Below are 20240 nucleotides of genomic sequence, written 5' to 3'. Positions count from 1 at the left end.
TTGCAAGACATTTTTGTGTGGTCAATCTGATCAACTAAAATCAAACACACATCCCATGTCTCTTAACAACAATCCTAAAGCTGGTCTTGGAGCCCTTCTCACGCCCGATAATTGCGTACTGATCCTGATCGATCATCAGCCTTTTCAATTCGCGGGTTTGCGCAGTCACGATTCTCAAAGCGTGATCAATAATGTGGTGGCACTGGCTAAAACTGCAAAAATATTCAACGTGCCAACCTTATTGACGACTGTTATTGAAGAACGGGGTGGTTATATCATTCAGCAGTTACAGGAGCTGTTTCCGGATCAAAAGCCGATCAACCGCACCTTTATCAATACCTGGGAAGACGAGAATGTTATAAAATGGGTAAAGGCACAGGGGAAAAAGAAAATTGTGATCGCTGCTTTATGGACAGAGATCTGTCTTGCTTTTCCCGCGATACAGGCGGCGGGTGAAGGATACGAAGTCTATGCCGTGACAGATGCGTCTGGTGGTGCAAGTATTGAAGCGCATGAAATGGCGGTACGCCGGATGGTTCAGGCAGGTGTAACACCTATTACCACGGGAGTGTTTGGCGGGGAATTGCAGCGCGACTGGGCGCGTATGGGCACTGCCGCGGGGTTGGCGGACGTGATGGTCGCCCATTCTGGAAATGTCGGTACCAGCTATGTATGGGAGCAACAGTTGCTCAATACCCCGGTTCCCTCCGGGCCTGTTGCCGGAATGTAACTGATATTGCTTTTCTTTTGATCTATCTGATTTTTCATTTTGTTAATTGATCCCATGTCTATTTTAATAACAACATTGCAGGAAACACATCTCGCCATTTGGAATGAACGTGACCGTCTGAAGCGTGATGCGCTGATGGCTGAGGTCTACGCACCTGCTATTACGATGTATGATCCGCATGTAGTCTTTCACGGCTTGTCTGAGATATCAGACTTTATTGGAAAGATACAAAGCGAGGATCCTGATTTTGTATTTACGGCCGCCCGCCCGATGGAGCAGGTGCAGGATGGCGTCCGGTTCCATTGGTATATACAACTGAAAAAAGATCAGCCACCGATGACTGGCATTGATTTTTTCCTGTTGCAGGATGGGAAGGTTGAAAAGTTATATGTTTTTATGGATAGAAATGGGTAGATAGCAATGACCCGGGTAAATATGTTAAAAAGAGAGATGATCCGCATCTCTCTTTTTTTTGCACCTCTAATTCCGGCCAGCAGATGAAGCCTTATCTTTACCTGTCCCGCAAAAGATTTTTCACATCAAATTGGAGTAAAGAAGTCATGCGTAAGAACAGCGTTTTTTTTCAGGTAATGTTTTCTGTATGCTGTCTGGCACAGGCCTCGTTACAAATGGGTAAAGGAGAGAATACAAGTATAAGTCCCGGGTCTTTCGCAGGCAATGTATCCATTCAGAAAGACTTTTTACGTGATGTACAACCCTTGAAAATTGACACAGTTCTAACACCCGAAATTGGCGGGATAAAACAAGTGATAGAGATCAAAACGGCTGATGCAAACAACCCGGTACTTCTTTTCCTGTCCGGTGGTCCCGGAAGCTCGATGATGAAAAACGCGGAGCCTTTTACCAACATGTTAAAGGATAAATTCACGATTGTTCAGTGGGATCAGAGAGATGCCGGAAAAACACTGGAATTGAACCCATCGTCCGTGCAACCTTCAGTAGCATTAATGGAAAAGGATACTTATGAAGTGATCAGTTTTCTGACAAAAGAACTAAAGCAGGAAAAGATATACCTGTTGGGAAGTTCCTGGGGAAATGTGCTGGGGTTTTACATGGTCAGAAATCACCCTGAACTCCTGCATGCTTACTTTGCCGTAAATCCTGTGATCAGCCAACTGGCGAGTGAAAAAAAATTACTCAAGACACTGCGGATTCATTTTAAAGAAGATCCTGTTGCCAGCAAAGAGCTGGCGAGCGTGAATATTCCTTTCAAAATGGACGAAGACCTGTTTTATTTAAGAAAATGGCTTTTTTATAAAGAAGGGAAAAAATATGTTACAACCGACGAATTCAAAATCGGTTTTCTGCAATGGTCAAAAACATGGTCACCAGCCTGGAATGACGTAATGAAGATTGACTTGCCATTGTCTTTAAAAACTGTTGACTGTCCGGTTTATTTTTTCGTTGGTAAAAACGATATTCAGACCTCCACTAAGATAACGACCGAATACTTCGGGAAACTCAAAGCGCCGGGGAAAGCGTTGTTTGTATTTGAAAAATCCGGTCACCAGATACATAAAGATGAACCGGAGGATCTTCAAAAAGTGATCATCAGGATCCTTGGTGAGGTTCAACCTGGAAAGTAAAATCATTCTCGCTGAAAGGTTTTGTTATGCGGCCAATGTTTCGGCCTGGATCCGGGGGGAATGGCCTATATTTCTATTCCCAACATCTGAAATAGGGGTAAGGGCATTCCAGGTTGTGATATGCCTGGATACGGTCGGAAACGATTAAACTAAACCTCCTGGTATGACAATGAGAGTAATAATCTTCTTTTTATCAACCCTGCTTTTTGCAGGTTATGAAAGTATCGCACAAACAGACAATATCGTTCTTAAGGATTTTGCCCTTGATAAGGAAAATCCAGCCGGGATGGCTGAACTAACCATCCCCTCCGCCGGTAACTTACTGTCGGCGCTTATGTATATGCCGAATGGAAAGGAGAAGCATCCCACGCTGATCCTTGCGCATGGCCTTCCCGGAAATGAGCGAAACCTCGATCTGGCCCAACTGGTCCGCGCACGTGGATGGAATGTCCTTTACTTCAACTATCGCGGTTCATGGGGAAGCCCCGGAGTGTTTGGTTTCGAAAATTGCGTGGAAGATCTTGTGAATGCCGTTGCTTATTGCAACAGGTACCAGGACTCCCTAAAGATCGATACCTCCCGGATCGTTCTACTGGGTCATAGTATGGGCGCGTGGGCGAGTCTGAGGGCTATGGAAAAACTTCCGCAGGTTAAAAAAGTGTTTGCGCTGTCAACCGCCAATTTTCATATTAATCTGAAAACAGTCAGTACAGAGCAACAATTTGTAACGCTTGGAAAGGAACATCCGGAGTATTTTGAAAGTTATCCCATGCTGACGACCCGGACGTTTGACATACTCTTCACAGCCTGGAAGAACCTTCCTTTTTTTGATCTTGCGGCAAATCCAGCCAGTTACAAGGGCAAACAAATAATAATGCTGGATGAAGATCAGCGGAATAAGGAACTGGCCAATTCGGTAAAGAATAGCAACCCTCTATTTTTTGACTACCAGGTATGGGATACAGATCACAGTTTTAGTAATAAACGGGCATCGCTGGCGAATAAGGTCATTGACTTCCTGGAAAGAAAGTAGTAAGGGCCAGCGGCCTGTGCCCCATACACTGTACGCATGATATACCTATAAGGGGGGATTGCAGCTTCCACAGGAAAGCGCTATTTTGAAAATTAAAATCTCCTTATGGGTAAATATCTGGTTTCGCTGATGCTGCTTTTCCCGTTGGCAGTATTTTCCCAATCTTCAACTGATAAGTTGGCCAGGGCATTTCCCATTACCGATTATATTGTTGACCTCAATGACAGCTTTAAGCTGGTTCAGGTGTATGTCGATCAAAGCGGGTTGATCATTGATAAACAAGTAGGGTTATTGAAGTCGGCATATGAACCCGGCATTACCAGACCCGATGAGATTGGTGTAGGCCGGTGTCAATTGATAAAAGAGAATTATTATTACTTTGCTATCAACGTTAAAGCAAGTGGAGCTCAGCCGAAGCCGGGGGATCTTCTCTATGTGACGGTACCGAAGCCAACGGTATTTCTTGAACGTCTTGTAAGGATTGCTGCTCTTTCTATTACCCTCACAGATGTATATGGCAAACCTGTTTACGATCTGGCTACGATCTTTAATTCCTGGACAGAAAGCAATGAACGTGCAGCTATGGATTCAATGATCCGGGATGTTAAATTCACAGCGGACTATTTCCTGAAGAATGATCCTTCGATGAACGTGAAGATCAAGACTGGCCTGGATCAGGGCAAGTTGATCTTTGATGTGATGAAGGCAGGTACGGTGAAGGAGCTTAGTACCTTTCTCGACTATATCAGAGGTCATCCACAATTGTATGCGGGTAAAGAATGGAAGATCTCCGAGATCTTTGCAACGTGGTTGAGGGAGGGCTCTCCGCGGCCTTAAGAGCTACCGTTTGGACAGTTGCTTGATCGGACCTGCGTAGGTTCCCGCCCATAACGCAGATTGGGCTTACTCAGCCTGAGATTGCCTGATTACCCCGTATTTTGATTTCATTCGCAACGCAGATACGCTGATGAGCTTAAGATTGATGGAGGTCATCGGCGTAATCTGAGTTGTCAATTACCCGCAGGTGGATTACAAAAGGCAGATCCTTGAAAAGACTGGTAGAATCTGCGTAATCAGCGGGAACCTGCGCAGGTCAGTTCAAAAAATATCTCCTGAGGACCGATCCTTGCTATCGGCTTGTAAAATTTGCTTTCGTGATGAATGCCTGCTGATCAGCCCTGGCTTACTTCTTAACGTCTTTTTTTAGCAAGGTATCGCCTGACAGGAATGTCATACAGGACCATCGCACCATAAGCGAAGATCACCAGGAAAATAACACCTGCGATAATGACGATCGTCAATTCATCAGCAGCGGGCTTTCTGGTCGAAAGATAATTTCCAAAAATCCAGATGAATGCATAATGTGTCATATAAAGAGGGTAGGAGATATTGCCGGCAAAACGGCAAACTTTTTTCCATTGTGAGGAAAGGATCGATCCTGCTCCCAACGAAACAAGCAGCGGAAAATAAAAGAGGACGATCAATGCTTCGGTCAGCCAGTTCCATTTAGACGACGGCATGATAAAGGCGAGGAATAGCAAAACCGACAGGCCAACGAATCCGAGTTTATTCTTAATGATCCAATTCGAACGGTAGATCAGAAGGCCGGCTAAAAAGGAATATGCTACACGAACACCTCCATCAAAGAAATTATCCTTCGACCATCCGCCCAGTAGATTGCCCGCGCGATAGCTGACGAAGAGAATACCCGCAGCTGCCAGAATGGTGAGTAAAGTCAGCGAACGACGCCCTACTTTATAAAGAACGAACGCATAGACCAGGTTAGCGACATATTCCCAGAAAAGCGACCAGGCCGGTGCGTTGAATGCAAAGTTGTTGAAGAAACGTTCTTCCATTATGGGAAGAGGGATCAGCAAGAACGCGCTGACAAGCAGCAATGCAAGCTTACCGGCGTCATGACCGGTGCCTGGTGTAAAAGGGTCGAGGAAAAATCCAAGCAAGCCTAGTACAGCGCCCAGTGCCACCAGCGGGTGCAACCTGATCAGCCTTGATTTGAAAAATTCTTTTACACCCATCTTCCCGATGCGGTTGTCATACGCATAGCCAATGACAAATCCTGAAAGGCAGAAGAAAAAATCTACCGCTAAAAAACCGTGACCGATGAAGTTCTTCGCCGGATCGGTGAACACCCATTCCATAAAATGGAAGATGACCACAGCGAGAGCGGCAACGCCTCTTAAGCCGTCGAGAATGTCGAAATGTTGTTTGGATCTTAAGAGGTCGGGGGATATTTTTTCTTCCGTTGACAATTGAATAATGGTGAAGGTGAAAAAATGATTGGTAGTTTTTAAGTAGCCATAGAGAAGCTAAGATACGCATCTTGGATTGTTTTCCGGGCCAGAAGCAGAAAGCAAATTCAAACTAACCCTGAACATTTGAAATAGGTTTTTGAATTGTCGCTTGAGCATGATCAGTGGAGAAAGCGAGTGATCATACTTGGGAAGTGTTCTTGATCAGGAAGTCCGTTACTTATTATTAAACTCTCATTGAAATCAACTTCTATGCGAGGGTATTAACAATATATGTTTGTTACCAGATCTTCCACCATGGTTTAGGCTTCGCGATTTGTTTTAAGGCTGTTTCCCCTGCCTTCTCCGGCAAGGATAGCTTCGTTCTGATTTCTTTTAGAGAATTATCAAGCCACAATTCATACCAGTTAAGAAATGTTATCTTTTCTTTGTTTCCAAGCTCATAAGATGGATAAATTCCCTGATCGCTCGCTCTATCATCTGTCCAGATATTCCCATACTCCGCACCATTGACGACCAGATTCAGGCTAATCGCACATCCGAAATTGCAAATAGCCACGACTCCGTTCATGTGTTCAATGTTAAAATATTTTTCTTCAAATGCGGCCTGTTCATTTTCATATTCCTCTTCGTATTCATCTTCGTCAACCGAAGGTTCAAATGTTAGATTCCAGGGCTCTGTGTGTACGAAAGGTTTACCGGGATTCAGCAAGAAATCCTGCGTTGGGTAATCAAGATCTGCGTATATGGAATTTTGCAGTGGCTCGAGCCCGTAATATGGTCCTGCGCCACCATTGCCGATCTCTGTTAGAAATGTAATATAGTCGTCCGGTAGTTTAACCTGGTGGGTAGCCTCAAACTGCTGGATTGTATTTGATGAAATAGGAGGATTGATCTTGTAGCGGTGTTTCTGTGCGCCGAACAAACTATTGATATTATCTAATTGTTTAAGCTGCTTGAGTTTGCCTTTTATCCTGTTGACCTGTTCGTTCATGATTGCTAATATAGGAATAAGATAACATTGGGGCAAACTGGCGGGAGCTTGATGCGGATGGTCTTCAATAGGAGATTAAATTCTTCGCCGTTCCGATCTTGTGATCCCGTTTATCATTCGCTATTACTAATTTACCTTTCAACCCCAATGAGCAACATTTAGCTTTCTACACCTTTGCTTTTCCGGAAACGGGACTTAAAATTCATTTGTTTTGATAACCATGACTTTAGAAAAGTATTTTGAAAGATTGGATTTATGCCGGAAAGGAGAGGAATGCTGTTCGATAACTTTACTGTTCGTGAATTGACCTGCACGATAAGTTGATCTGAGCAAAGATCAGCAGAAAATGTTAGCTACTTGTACTGGAGTTGATGATGGTTCACTGTATCTTCAGCCTCTCAAATTTTGTAGATTGCTACTTCCAGCGGAAAACATAGAAGCTGTTATAGAAGAAGTTTTCTATTGAGACAAAAATTAAATTTATCATTTCAATATCGAACAATGCCGGTCAGTTTTGAGCAGCTTAGAAAAGAATGGGATAATCTGGGAAAATCGTTTGCCAATGACATAAACGAAATGGTTGAATTCGGCGAAACCCATGGTTGGGAAAACTGGAAAGGAAAAGAGCCGTCTGATAACAGAGACCATCTTGCATCACAGGTACTTTCACTCTTGCGGGAAGCGAACATAACCGGGAAAAATGATGAATTCAGAGATATGTTTTCGCCTGCACATGCTCCATTTATCAGCATCCTCGAAGAACAGGGCCAGAGTATTGAAAGTTTGTGTGTTATCAGCGATGATTCAATTGCCTTTGTTGTAGGAACCTCTTATGAACAGAGGCAAGCGTATGTTTTAACAGGTAAAACTGTTGAAAAGTTATCGGGTCACATTGAGTCCATTGGCAAGTCACATCAAAATGAAGTATTCGCAGTTGCTGAAGCTAAAAAGATTACTACTTATAAGGGGTGGAGAGGTGAGGTAATAGCTGAATTTCAACTACCGGAAGATAAATCGTTGTCCATTAAACAAATGATACCTTTCAATGACGGACTTTCCGTTTTACTTATTTCTTCGGAAGGGATTTATTTACTCGGGTTAGCGGGAAGCTCTATGATTCACCCGGTTCCAGATCCGGAGGATGAGGAATGGACGTCGGATATTGATATGGAACATGCGGCGTTATCTTTTGACAATAACCTTATAGCTGTAGGTGACCAGAATTCCGAACACCGAATTTTAAATTCAGATGGGGTTGAAATTGCTGAAATCGGTCCTCAATCGTCCTATCCGCATTATGCCCTGTTTTCCAAGGACAGTGGGCAGGTTATTCTAAATTCATGTCATTTCTATAACGGCATTACAATTGGTGTGCCTACTGCTGACATTCATGGCTTAAAAATCGAACCGTATACTGAAGATGACAGATATACAGTGATCGATGAGGGATGCCGGGTGTACGCGGCAGTGGCAACAACTGATTATTATATTTTGGGGGATGCTGGAGGCTATGTAAAAGCATTTAGCAAAGATGGCAGGAATCTTTGGCGTTACTTTCTGGGTTCGACTATAAGTGGGATGTCAATTTCTGAAGACGGGAAAACTTTGTGGGTCGCTTCTTATGCTGGAATTATTCATAAGCTAAAGCTCGATGCTGGAAAAAGGGACGAGCATGTAATTGGCACAGGAGATCACTACGAAGAATTCAGGATCATTTTCTGGAAAACAGAAAAGCAGCCGCTTATCTGGTAAATGAACGCTTACGCAAGCAGGTCTTTGCAAAGAAAAGACGGGCAGGTAATAGCCCGGCACGACTCAATTGTAATATAATTTCCAGCTTTTCAAACTTACCTCGCACATCATTGTTATCGTCTACCTACAATCATCAACTCTATCATGGGAAGAAAACGCTATATCTCGCTGATCCTGGTATTAGGAACTCTTACTGCTCTGGGGCCATTTTCTATCGACATGTATCTTCCCGGTTTTCCCGCGATCGCAAAAGATCTTGATACGGACGTAGCCGGGGTGGCCTTATCTCTGTCAAGTTTTTTCATCGGTCTGGCAGCCGGCCAGCTTTTATACGGCCCATTGCTCGACAAATTCGGTCGCCGCAAACCCCTGTTGTTCGGCCTTAGTTTTTATATTATTGCTTCTATCGGCTGCGCGATGGCCACTTCGTTGAATGCGCTGATCATTTTAAGGATCATCCAGGCGCTCGGGAGCTGCGCCGCTGCGGTTGCTTCCATGGCGATGGTACGGGATCTGTTCCCGGTGAAGGACAATGCAAAAGTGTTTGCCCTCCTGATGCTGGTGGTGGGTGCGTCGCCAATGGTGGCGCCAGCCATTGGAGGCTATGTAACCGCCGGTCCGGGTTGGCAATGGGTGTTTGTAATACTTGCGTGCATGGCGGTGGTGATTATGCTGGGCGTTGTTTTCGTACTGCCTAATAGTTATAAGCCTGATCCGAATTTATCATTGAAGCCCAAGCCGATCATAACCGGATTTATGAACGTGTTGAAAGTTCCGCAGTTTTATACTTACACTTTAACAGGTGCATTTGCCTTCTCTGGATTGTTCGCCTATGTGGCGGGCTCTCCATTGGTATTCATGGAAGTGTTTGGTGTGAACGATAAAGTATATGGCTGGATCTTCGCAGGACTATCTGTTGGTTTTATAGGTTCCAGCCAGGTGAACACATTGTTGCTGCGACGTTTTACCAGCGAGCAGATCGTGAAAGTATCATTGCCTGCACAGGCAATTGTGGGTATACTGTTCCTGACCGGTTCTGTATTGGGTGTGCTGGGTTTTTGGGGAACGATCGTAATGATCTTTTTGTTTCTTTCCTGCTTAGGTATGACGAACCCTAACGCAGCTGCTTTAACACTGGCTCCATTCTCTAAAAATGCAGGTACTGCATCGTCATTGTTCGGCGCCTTGCAGTTGGGTATTGGCGCATTGATCTCAACCAGCGTAAGCTTGTTTGACAGTCTGTCAGCAGTACCATTGGCCGCCGTGATGTGCATCACCGCTGTTATCGCATACCTGGTATTTTTGATCAGCACACGTATCAACAGAGGGAAGTTCACCGGCGTAACAGGAGATTCAGTGGTGGCAGGTCATTGATGATAGAAGGCCATCGTCCATCATCCGTGATCCATCATCTATCGGCCATCGGTCATCGGCCATCAATCTGCTACAGAACTTACCGGCATTTAATACCCGTGGTCAGAACAGTTTCGCATTCACCTTTCTATCCACCCGCAACACTGATTGCTGCTGGAAGAGTTTTTTATACCAGTACCCCAGGCTGTCTATCTGTTGATCCAGTCTGGCTGAAGGCATATTAACCGTTGTAATAACCTTTGACGGCTCTACTACCAGTTTGTGCATGGCTGTATCATACCAGTTCCCGGAAGCATTCTCAACCGTACTTCCTCCGGGAAATACTTTGCTTACATAATTTGCTATAAATTCGTTCCATTCCTTTTCGGAGACGGTGCCTCCGTCCAGCTTAAACTGACCGAAGTAGAGCTTTGTCTCTACCTGTTTGGAAGAGCTGCAGGAACAAAAGATCATGCAGCATACAATAATCCTGATCAACATGAGAATTATATTGCGGGTGAAGCAAGACTACGTGCACAAGGTGCCGCAGCCTTTGAATAATTAGAACCGGGAGCAAAGTTGCGCGCAGCAGACCATTCAGGCAATGGTTATTTAGTCATTGGCAGCATACAGGGGACCGTTGACCAGGTGCCGCAATTGGATTGAACTTATTTCAACTGACCGGTAGATCTGATTGCTGACGGATCACCGCTTTCAACTGGTAATACAGATCATCGCAGGTTTTATACGATGTACAGGAGCTATCTGGCAGTTCAACCGGTTTATTTTCTTTGCATGATCGCTTTGCGTATTTTGTCACGCTAAGGGATAGCCCGATAAGGTCCGATTGATTTACTCATCATCAAAATTGAAGTTGTGCAACTACCGCCTTCACCTGCACTGACCAACATCATCAGGCATTTCCTTTTTTTGGAAAACAAAAGCAAGGAGGTGAAATGTTTCCGGCTTTTTCCCGATGGACATCCGGGTATGGTCTTTACATTAAGCGGACGATTAATGGCTTCCTCTTCTTCCGGTACAGGCTATCCCGAATGTTTTGTATACGGCCAACTTACAAAATACCTGGATGTATATGCCGGACCGGGTACAAAGCTGATGATCGTCCTGTTCTACCCGGCGGCAATGATGTCCTTGCTAAGAACTCCGGCTTTTATGATGACCGATCAGATCACAGGCACTGATCTGATCCTTGAAAAAGACCTGAGGACCAGTTGCCGTTTTTTACAGGAAAATACCCTTACGGAAAACCTGGAGTTGATCGAGGCATTTATTTTGAACAAAGTTTTTGTAAAGACCCCGGAAAAACTGAGCCTGGTGAATGCCGCTTTGCAGTTGATCAGGCAACGGAAAGGTGATATTGGGGTAAATGAATTATCGCTGCTGACGGGCTGCCACCAACGGAATCTTGAACGCCTGTTTCGCGAATATGTCGGGCTATCCCCCAAGAAACTTTGTACCCTCAACCGTATACATAATTTTATTCATGAAAGCCGCAAAGAAATGTCTGCGGCAAAATTTACAGCAGGAGCTTTGTCAAGCGGTTATTTTGACCAGGCACATTTGAATCATGAATTCAAAGCAATTACCGGTATTACCCCGACTGATTATTTCCGCGACCGCGAACATCTTGCAGTGAACTTTTTCAGTATTTAGAATGGAACTGTCGCGTTCTTACAATTTTCCACCTGTTACTGACTTTAGCTTTGTGGAAAAAACATGAGTCTTATTACAGTAGCCACAGTGCAATTCGAAAACAGGAGTGGGGACAAGGCATACAATCTTGCAAAAATAGAGGAGTTCGCCGGCAGAGCTAAAGCCGCAGGAGCGAGGGTAGTCGCCTTTCATGAATGCTCCGTAACAGGCTATACGTTTGCGCGTAAACTTTCGAAAGAGGAATTAACTGACCTGGCCGAAGAGATCCCGGATGGGCAGAGTGTGCGGGAGCTGATCAGGATCGCGTCTGTGTATGATATCGCGATCTGTGCGGGCCTGTTTGAGAGAGAGGGTGACGGAGATCTTTACAAAGCATATATCTGCGTTGATAAGAACGGACTTATTGCGAAGTTCAGGAAGCTTCATCCTTTTATCAATCCGCATCTGAAGCCGGGCTCTTCCTATTGTGTTTTTGATCTGTATGGCTGGAAATGCGGGATCCTTATTTGTTATGACAATAATATAATGGAGAATGTCCGGGCTACAAAGCTATTGGGGGCGGAGATCATTTTTATGCCGCATGTAACGATGTGTACGCCATCAACGAGGCCGGGAGCGGGCTTTGTTGATCCGGCATTGTGGGAAAAGCGGCACACTGATCCCACATCGCTTCGGTTGGAATTTGAAGGAATGAAGGGGCGTGACTGGCTGATGAAGTGGTTGCCCGCCAGGGCTTATGATAACGCGGTGTATTGTATCTTCTCCAATCCGATCGGTATGGATGATGATCAGCTGAAGAACGGGCGGTCGATGATCATCGATCCGTTTGGAGACGTGGTGGCAGAATGTACAGAACTGGATGAATCGTTGGTTACAGCCTGCCTGACAAAAGAAAAACTTCAACTGGCCGGTGGTAGCCGCTATATCAAAGCGCGAAGACCGGCGTTGTACAAAGAAATACTGGGACAAGATCACCAGTCTTTTCAGTCAGTCAGCTGGCTGAAGTGTTGACCGTTGACCGTTGACCGTTGACCGTTCACCGTTGTCCGTTGTCCGTTCAGCGTTGACCGTTGACCGTTGTCCGTTGTCCGATTTTTTGAAATCGTTTTTGATATGGAGCCTTCCGCTGACGGAAGGCTTTTTTATTTTGTCTTTTCATTTCATCGGGATCCGTTCAACGGACAACGGACAACGGTGAACGGTGGATGGACAACGGACATCCTAAAAGAATTCTTATCAGGCCATGAGCAAAGACTTTTACCTGATTTTTCGGCTAACTGCCCGGCCGGATAAAGAAAATTCCTGAGAAATTCTTAACTTTTAATGGATCTCCCAAAATTTAATGAAGAGTAACATTAAGGTAATAATACCGTAATGTGAGGCTGTCTTTGTCCGTGCAGCTTTCTGATATGTTTGTAGTTGATTTATAGACTTTCAATGGACGATCGTGACCCGAACGATACGTCCGGTGTTTTCATTTTTAAACCAAACTAATTACTTATGCGAAAATTATTGGCAGGAGTAGGTCTTTTGCTACTTACCTCCTGGCAGCTGATGGCGCAGAACAACAAGTCGATCACCGGCTCGGTCAACAACGAAAACGGTGAGCGGTTGGCCAATGCCACCGTAAGAGTAGAAAACCCGGTAACGCATTACGCCGTATCGGCCAGCTCCACTAAAGACGGCTCTTTCAACGTTGCGAAACTTCCCGATAACGGTCCCTACAATATTATTGTCAGCATGATCGGGTATGAAACAGATACGCTTGAAGGCAATACCATTCCTTCCTCAGGGGTACTTACCATCACTTTAACGATGAAACTGAAAGCAACCAGTCTCGAAGATGTGGTGGTTACCGGATACGGACGTTCATCTAAAAGAAATCTTATAGCATCGGTTACTTCAGTGCCGGCGGAAGAAATGAACGTGGGTGTTCTTTCCTCTCCCGCACAGATGCTGCAGGGCAAGGTAGCCGGTCTGAATATTACCAGGAGCGGCAATCCCAATGCACGGCCTGCGGTGTTATTACGCGGCCCATCGACCCTGAGAACGGATGATGGTGCGCAGGAACCTTTCTATGTGATAGATGGAGTGCCGGATGCATCACCTGACCTGGTTTCTCCCGATGATATCGCTTCCATAGACATCCTGAAAGATGCATCCGCTACGGCGATATATGGAGCACGGGCGGCGAATGGTATTATCATGATCACGACCAAGAAAGCGAAAGCCGGACAGGTCCGCGTAGCTTATAACGGTTATATCGCATCAGAACGCGTGTCTAACAGGATTGACATGCTGACCGGGCAGGAGTTCCGCAATTATATGACATCGATCAACCGTTCACTTCTTCCACAGTATGATGATGGATCAAATACAGACTGGCAGGATGAGGTGCAGCGGGATGGATTTTCCCATAATCACAATATCTCTTTCTCAGGAGGTTCTGCTACCAGCAACTTTGCAGCCAGCATCAACTACCTGGAAAACCAGGGGGTGATGAAAGGATCAGCCCTTGAGAAGATCACTGCCCGCCTGAGCGTGGAAACAAGAGCATTGAATGACCGCCTGAAACTGGGACTAAGCTTTCTGAATAATACAGATAACAAAGACAATATCCCTTCGCAGGTATTCGGATCAATGATCAACTATGTTCCCACAGTGGGAGTGAAGAACGCAGCTGGAAAGTATAACGAAGATGTAGCGATCAGCTGGTATAACCCGGTTGCTTATATTGATAATAATATCGACAGAACAAAGGACCGGAAGACCCTGATCAACGGGTTTGCTGAGCTGAAGCTCCTTCCTTTCCTGAAATATACGCTCAGCCTTGCCGCGCAGAACCACCAGGAAGACCGCAATCTTTACTTCAACAGCATTTCGATGCTGGCGCCCGGTGCAAACGGTATGGCGAGAAGAAGTACTTATGAGAATAATAAAAAGGTGCTGGAGTCTTACTTCAATTTTGATAAAGGATTCGGTCGCCATTATGTACAGGCGCTCGCAGGTTATTCATGGCAGGAAGACCGTCGCGGAGATGGATTTGGTGTCCGTACACAAAACTTTACCACAGACGACCTGACTTATAACAACCTTTATTTCAGTAATCCTCCGAACGGAACAGTGTTGTTTGACAATACGGGGATCAGCACCTTGCGACTGATCTCTTTTTATGGAAGGGTAAATTATCAGTTTGATGACCGCTTTCTGTTCCAGGCATCATTGCGCAGAGATGGATCATCTGCATTTGGTATGAACAATCGTTGGGGATACTTCCCTGCATTCTCCGCAGGCTGGAGGATCAGCAAAGAGCGTTTCATGGACAATGTTACGTTCATCGATGATCTGAAGCTCAGAGCAGGGTATGGGGCTACTGGGAATTCTTTAGGGTTTCCTTCGCTGATCGCTGTTTATCGTTATGATCGTACCGGAACCTTCTACCTGAACGGCGCCATGGCGAATGCATTCGGTATTGTGCAAAACAGCAACCCGAACCTGAAATGGGAGAAGACCGCTACAAGCAACATAGGGATCGATGCCTCTTTCCTGAAAGGACGTCTGACGGCAACGATGGATTACTACATTAAAGAAACGTCTGACCTGATCGCTACTTACACCGTAAGTAACACGCAGTATGTGAACGAAAGCCTGATCGCCAATGTTGGTAAGATCCGTAATACCGGATTTGAGTTTGCAGTGAACGCAACACCTGTTCAGTCGAAGAGTTTTACCTGGAAATCTTCTTTCAACATTTCTACGAATAAGAATAAAGTAGTATCCCTGTCAAATGATGTTCTGGCGGTTACAGAATTCCTTACGGCATATGTAGGCGGAAAAGGGCAGTCAGGTATTCCAAAGCAGGTATTGCGTGAAGGATATCCTATCGGTACGTTCAATACATGGCATTATGCGGGAAAAAACCAGGCAGGTCTTTCAACCTTCCTGTTTGCAGATGGAAGCGTAAAAGCTGCTCAGCCAACTATTGCGGATCATATGATCCTTGGCAATGCGCAGCCTAAGTTCATCTATGGCTGGAACAACAGCTTTACTTACAGGAATCTTGATCTGAACATCTTTGTGCGCGGCGTGTCTGGCAATAAGATCCTGAACTCTACCCTTGCCTCACTGAACAGCCCGGCGGTAACCAGTAATCCACCATCAAATGTTCCTCAATACACCATTGACGAGGGAGATCAGGTGGCGGATCTGTTTACCAATCTTTTGTCAGACAGGTATATTGAGAGCGGTTCTTATTTAAGACTGGATAACGCAACGCTGGGTTATTCTCTTCCTGTGAAGAGTCAGTATATCCGCAAGTTGCGGCTGTATGCAAGTGTGAACAACGCATTCGTTATTACGAAATACCGCGGTATAGATCCTGAGATTAATATGGGTGGTATTGAACCTGGAATTGATAATAACAATTTCTATCCTAAAACACGGTCATTCATTTTTGGTGTGAATGTTATTTTCTAAATGCATTAAAACGAAATCAATGAAACGAATATTTTTCTTTTATATCATCGCTGCAATGCTGCTGTTCGCCAGTTGCACAAAGCTCGATGTGCCGGTGGAGTCACAGTATACCAATGAGAACTTTCCAACCAACGCGGCATCTTATGCAGCGGTGATGGGGCCGATGTATACCGATCTTTCTTATAACAATACCGGATTCAGTTACGCAGTGGATTACTGGAGAATGCAGGAGTTGTCAACCGACGAAGCGATCATTCCGGCAAGAGGCGGTAACTATGATGATGGCGGTCAATACCGTTTTTTACACTTACATTCCTGGAACGCAGACCATCCGAATGTGGTGGGCAACTGGAAATGGGGATTTGGTGCGATCACGAGGTGTAATACACTTCTTAACCTATTTGCCGCTTCACCGGCTGGCCCGGTAAGAGAGTCTGCTATTGCGGAGGTAACGGCGATGCGGTCTTTATTTTATTTCTTCATGATGGATCTGTATGGTAATATTCCGATCATTGATACTTTTCCGGCCCAGATGAACCCGCCTACCGCTGCCCGTAAGGACGTTTTCAATTTTATTGAAACAAGCCTGCGCAGAGCATTACCAAACCTGTCAGAGGCAAGTGGCGCATCTACTTACGGTCATGCTACGAAATGGATGGCATTTGCGTTATTGCAGAAGATGTATCTCAATGCAGAATACTACACCGGCACGGCAAGGTATACAGATGCGGTGGCGATGGGAGACAGTATACTCACGCGCGGGCCATTTGTACTGGAGCCAAACTATGCGTCGATCTTTGCGCCAACCAACGGACCGGCGATCCGCGAAACGATCATGGCGGTTCCTTATGATGCAAACCTTATCCAGGGAAACCATTTTACGCGATTTGGTTTGCTGACCACCCTGCAGGATAAATACCGGATCCCATTCCGTTCAAGTATTGCACTCAGTACGATCCCGGATTTTTATCATAACAACTTCAATAAGTTCCCTGGTGATATCCGTGATACATTATGGATCCGCGGCAAGCAGAATAACTTCAATGGAACGCCTGTTCTTTTTGCTACTACGGAGAGAAGCCTGGATGAAACGTCTGCCACCAACAATGCGATCAACTGGCATGTGGAGATCGGGGAAGAACTGACCTTGAAAAATGCACCGACGATGGACATCGGTAATGATATCCGCGGACAGCATAAGGGAATCCGTTCCATCAAGTACTATCCCGATCCTAACGGCAATGCCAGTACGCGCTACCAGGGAAATGATGTTCCCGTATTCCGGCTTGCCGATGTGATCCTGATGAAAGCGGAAGCGATCCTTCGTGGGGCGACGGCTACAACAGTGAACGGCGAGCTGCAAACCCCGCTGGTTTTACTGAATAAGATCAGATCAAGAGCAAAGGCGACACTGGCTGGCTCCGTTGTGCTGGATGATCTTCTTCCTGAAAGGGCACGTGAATTCTCTTGGGAAGCATGGCGCCGTAATGACCTGATCCGCTTTGGCAAATTTGAATCGGATTGGGGTTTTAAGACATCAACTGTAACGGCGGTAAATCCTGTCGTAAGCAATCAGACTTACCGCAGGATCTTCCCGATCCCGACGGTAGAGCGTTCACTAAACACGAATCTTGCACAGAACCCGGGCTATTAATATGAGGTACTTATTGACCATAATGATCATCGTTATTGCGGGCGCCGGACTTTTTGCCCAGGCTCCGCTTGAGGGAGATCAGGGATATACCGGGGGATCTATACCCGGACTTAAAAAGCTGCCCAATGCGCTTCACTTTATTGCGATGGGAGATTGGGGAAGGAATGGCGAAAATCATCAGAAAGAGGTTGCGGCAGGAATGGGCAAGGCTGCGCATGATCTGAGCGCGTCGTTCGTGGTGGCAACCGGTGATAACTTCTATCCGTATGGCGTGGCCAGCGTGCAGGATTACCATTGGATCGCTTCCTATGAAACGATCTATACAGCGCAATCATTGCATGTGAAGTGGTATCCTGTATTGGGGAATCACGACTATGCCTCGAATCCTGATGCAGAAGTGGAGTACAGTAAGATCAGCAGCCGCTGGACCATGCCTTCGAGATACTATACAAAAACCTTCCGTGTGGAGGACGATTCTGTGCTGATGGTGTTTCTTGACACAGATCCGATGGAAAAGGAAATGAGGGGGCAGGCGTATGATGGTGTTAAATACAAGGCCGGCGCTGTGAAGCAACAGCGTGAATGGCTGGAGAAAACACTGGCATCCAGTAAAGCGCGTTGGAAGATCGTGGTAGGTCATCATCCGTTGTATACCGCCGGATGGAGGAAAGATTCCCCTGATACCAAAAAGATGCGGGAATTCCTGGAACCCATTTTTACAAAATATAAAGTAGATGTTTATCTCGCGGGTCATGAACATCATCTTGAGTATACAAAACCTGAAGGTCCGACACACCATATCATTTCAGGTGCTGCGTCAGAAGCAAGGCCTGTTACGGTCTATCCCGGGATTGGTAAGTTTGCCGCACCTACCCAGGGCTTTGCCACTTTTTCCGTGACGAAAGAGAAGGTGCTGGTGCAGTTCATCGATTATAAAGATCAGATACTGTATGAGACGCAATTGATCAAACAGTAAACGAATACGATCATATTTCCCGCCGGTCCACCTGAAAGTGGGCCGGCTTTTTTTTGCGCGACGGTCATTCCGCAAAAGGCTTTAGTAAGATCATACATAACAGGTGAGCTGCGTTCCGGGTGTGTGATTCGTTGTCGGATATTATTCCCGCAGATCACCGCGAAATCCTGACTCTCCCCGGATATTCATCCGGTGAAGTATGGAATTTAGCGTTATTTACATCACATTTCAGCTGTAAAACAAAGGGCCTTCAGTAGTTCGAGGGCCGATGTCCATCGAATGAACTTTCGGGAAATTAATTAACTAAACGACATTTAAATGAAATCATATGCCGGAGGTCAAAACGCGCTTCTTTATGTTCATGCTGCTCCTGGTAGCTGTCAGGTCGTCCGGCCAGGAAGTGGTGAGTTCCTCCACGACGATAAGACTTGCAGATTCAGCAAAGGTTAGTGTCTCCTTCTTTTATGCCGATCAATTTAATGATACAAGCCCTCCCTTTCCTCTCTCCAAAGACAGTAAAGAAAAGCAAATAGTGATTGAAAAACCTGTTTTGCTATTTGATGCTTTTAGCGGGATACCGTACTATATAATACCAGGCGAAGAACTCTATTTAACTGCCAATGATCATAGCATCAAATTTCTGTCCTCTTTCAAAGAAAGAAATAACGAGCTTAACTTCTTTGCTGAGCTCAATGCACAATACCCGGATTTTTTTACAACTAATGCGTCCATGAGGATGAAGCAGGTGATCAGGTCTGCAGATTACCCGGTGGTGGAAAAGTTCGAGCGCGAAAAAGAAAAGAAGGCGCTTGAGTTTCTGGAGAAATATATGATCCCCAATCCTGTGTCGGACGAATTCTACCAGTATGCAAAACAGTTCTTTTATTATTTAAAACAGGCAAACCTTTTTGCAATTTTAAGTTCGCCTGCGATCCAGGTCAAAGGCTGGCCGGCTTTTGCTGATACAGGAAAGATCGCTGATAGCGGCAGTTTTTCCTGTGATAGTTGTCTGCCTGATTTGGCTTACAGAATGGGTGCGTATCATTATCTGCAGTACCTGGTCAGCGCTAAAAAGATCGACAATGGCCACAAGGCCGGTGAGAGCGCGCATGACATTATTGACTCTGTATTTTCGGGCAGGACGAAAGAGTTCTTATTGTTTATAACACTGAAGGAACAGCTGAAATACGGTACAGGGTCAGACCGGTCTCATCTTACAGAATATATCACCCATCAGAATGAGAACAATCTTTTGTATGTCGAATATCTTAAAAGGGAGATTGAATTCAAAAAATCAGTCAGTAATAAAAAGGAGCTTGTGTCGATGGATCAGGCATCTACCAGTTTGGATGCATTGATCGAAGGTTCACGCGGTAAACTTGTGCTGATCGATTTTTGGGCGAGCTGGTGTATACCTTGCCGCAAAACGATGCCGGATACCCGGAAACTGGCGCAGGCATATGATCAGCTACAGGTGTTGTACATTTCTATTGACGAAAGGTACAGTGATTGGATAAAGGCTTCCCGGGTGGAGCGTATTGACAGCCCGGCTCATTCATTCATTATTGCCGATTTCCAACGATCTGAAATAAAGAAGAAATTTAAAATTCAGGCGATCCCACGTTATGTTCTGATCGGAAAAACGGGTGAGGTTATAGCAGCAGATTCACCGCACCCGGGTAGTTTGGAGTTGAAGAAATTAATCGGGAGGTATTTGTAAA

General features: G+C 45.4%; 16 protein-coding genes. 13 read left to right on the top strand and 3 right to left on the bottom strand.

Going from position 1 to position 20240, the window contains the following annotated elements; translation table 11 throughout:
* The first annotated feature begins 55 nt into the window (after window positions 1-55).
* From LZZ85_RS20855 to LZZ85_RS20835, 5 genes are all read left to right on the top strand, one after another.
* The gene (locus LZZ85_RS20855; protein WP_237875299.1) at window positions 56-730 is read left to right on the top strand and encodes a hydrolase; all 675 of its coding nucleotides are present in this window, start codon (window positions 56-58) and stop codon (window positions 728-730) included.
* 54 nt (window positions 731-784) lie between these two features.
* A complete protein-coding gene (locus LZZ85_RS20850; RefSeq protein WP_237875298.1) occupies window positions 785-1144 on the top strand; it encodes a nuclear transport factor 2 family protein in 360 nt (119 codons plus the stop codon).
* Window positions 1145-1290: 146 nt separating this feature from the next.
* Window positions 1291-2337 (top strand): alpha/beta fold hydrolase, encoded by a 1047-nt coding sequence (locus LZZ85_RS20845; RefSeq protein WP_237875297.1) that lies wholly within the window; start codon window positions 1291-1293, stop codon window positions 2335-2337.
* Window positions 2338-2506: 169 nt separating this feature from the next.
* Window positions 2507-3370: an alpha/beta hydrolase family protein gene (locus LZZ85_RS20840; RefSeq protein ID WP_237875296.1), complete on the top strand. Its 864-nt coding sequence runs from the start codon at window positions 2507-2509 to the stop codon at window positions 3368-3370.
* Between the two features lie 105 nt (window positions 3371-3475).
* The gene (locus LZZ85_RS20835) at window positions 3476-4207 is read left to right on the top strand and encodes a glycoside hydrolase family 25 domain-containing protein (RefSeq protein ID WP_237875295.1); all 732 of its coding nucleotides are present in this window, start codon (window positions 3476-3478) and stop codon (window positions 4205-4207) included.
* Window positions 4208-4560: 353 nt separating this feature from the next.
* Here the strand turns inward: LZZ85_RS20835 and LZZ85_RS20830 are convergent, their stop codons facing one another.
* Window positions 4561-5640: an acyltransferase family protein gene (locus LZZ85_RS20830; protein WP_237875294.1), complete on the bottom strand. Its 1080-nt coding sequence runs from the start codon at window positions 5638-5640 to the stop codon at window positions 4561-4563.
* 280 nt (window positions 5641-5920) lie between these two features.
* Window positions 5921-6634: an SMI1/KNR4 family protein gene (locus LZZ85_RS20825; RefSeq protein WP_237875293.1), complete on the bottom strand. Its 714-nt coding sequence runs from the start codon at window positions 6632-6634 to the stop codon at window positions 5921-5923.
* 501 nt (window positions 6635-7135) lie between these two features.
* On the opposite strand from LZZ85_RS20825, the gene LZZ85_RS20820 reads away from it, so the two are divergent.
* Together LZZ85_RS20820 and LZZ85_RS20815 are read left to right on the top strand one after the other, a co-directional pair.
* Window positions 7136-8386, top strand: a complete 1251-nt coding sequence (locus LZZ85_RS20820; protein ID WP_237875292.1) for a hypothetical protein — start codon at window positions 7136-7138, stop codon at window positions 8384-8386.
* A gap of 144 nt (window positions 8387-8530) precedes the next feature.
* Window positions 8531-9760 (top strand): multidrug effflux MFS transporter, encoded by a 1230-nt coding sequence (locus LZZ85_RS20815; protein WP_237875291.1) that lies wholly within the window; start codon window positions 8531-8533, stop codon window positions 9758-9760.
* 102 nt (window positions 9761-9862) lie between these two features.
* On the opposite strand, the gene LZZ85_RS20810 is transcribed toward LZZ85_RS20815, so the two are convergent.
* Window positions 9863-10240 (bottom strand): DUF3574 domain-containing protein, encoded by a 378-nt coding sequence (locus LZZ85_RS20810; RefSeq protein ID WP_237875290.1) that lies wholly within the window; start codon window positions 10238-10240, stop codon window positions 9863-9865.
* Between the two features lie 375 nt (window positions 10241-10615).
* Here LZZ85_RS20810 and LZZ85_RS28695 point away from each other — a divergent pair, with 375 nt between their 5' ends.
* The 6 genes from LZZ85_RS28695 (at window position 10616) to LZZ85_RS20780 (ending at window position 20239) form a co-directional block, all read left to right on the top strand.
* Window positions 10616-11413, top strand: coding sequence for a DUF6597 domain-containing transcriptional factor (locus tag LZZ85_RS28695; protein ID WP_237875289.1), 798 nt, complete (start codon window positions 10616-10618; stop codon window positions 11411-11413).
* 63 nt (window positions 11414-11476) lie between these two features.
* Window positions 11477-12424, top strand: a complete 948-nt coding sequence (locus LZZ85_RS20800; RefSeq protein ID WP_237875288.1) for a nitrilase family protein — start codon at window positions 11477-11479, stop codon at window positions 12422-12424.
* A 489-nt stretch (window positions 12425-12913) separates the two neighbouring features.
* Window positions 12914-15889 carry a SusC/RagA family TonB-linked outer membrane protein gene (locus LZZ85_RS20795; protein WP_237875287.1) on the top strand — a complete coding sequence of 992 codons (2976 nt, stop codon included), beginning with the start codon at window positions 12914-12916 and terminating at the stop codon, window positions 15887-15889.
* Window positions 15890-15908: 19 nt separating this feature from the next.
* On the top strand, window positions 15909-17543 hold the full coding sequence (locus tag LZZ85_RS20790) for a RagB/SusD family nutrient uptake outer membrane protein (RefSeq protein WP_237875286.1): 1635 nt from the start codon (window positions 15909-15911) through the stop codon (window positions 17541-17543).
* 22 nt (window positions 17544-17565) lie between these two features.
* The gene (locus LZZ85_RS20785; protein WP_237875285.1) at window positions 17566-18519 is read left to right on the top strand and encodes a purple acid phosphatase family protein; all 954 of its coding nucleotides are present in this window, start codon (window positions 17566-17568) and stop codon (window positions 18517-18519) included.
* A 328-nt stretch (window positions 18520-18847) separates the two neighbouring features.
* The gene (locus tag LZZ85_RS20780; RefSeq protein ID WP_237875284.1) at window positions 18848-20239 is read left to right on the top strand and encodes a TlpA family protein disulfide reductase; all 1392 of its coding nucleotides are present in this window, start codon (window positions 18848-18850) and stop codon (window positions 20237-20239) included.
* Window position 20240: the final 1 nt, after the last annotated feature.

The sequence above is a fragment of the Terrimonas ginsenosidimutans genome, from assembly GCF_022012415.1.
In the GTDB taxonomy this organism is placed as follows: domain Bacteria; phylum Bacteroidota; class Bacteroidia; order Chitinophagales; family Chitinophagaceae; genus Terrimonas_A; species Terrimonas_A ginsenosidimutans.
The sequence above is the reverse complement of the archived record's forward strand: the minus strand, read 5'-3'. Positions and strand labels throughout refer to the sequence as shown.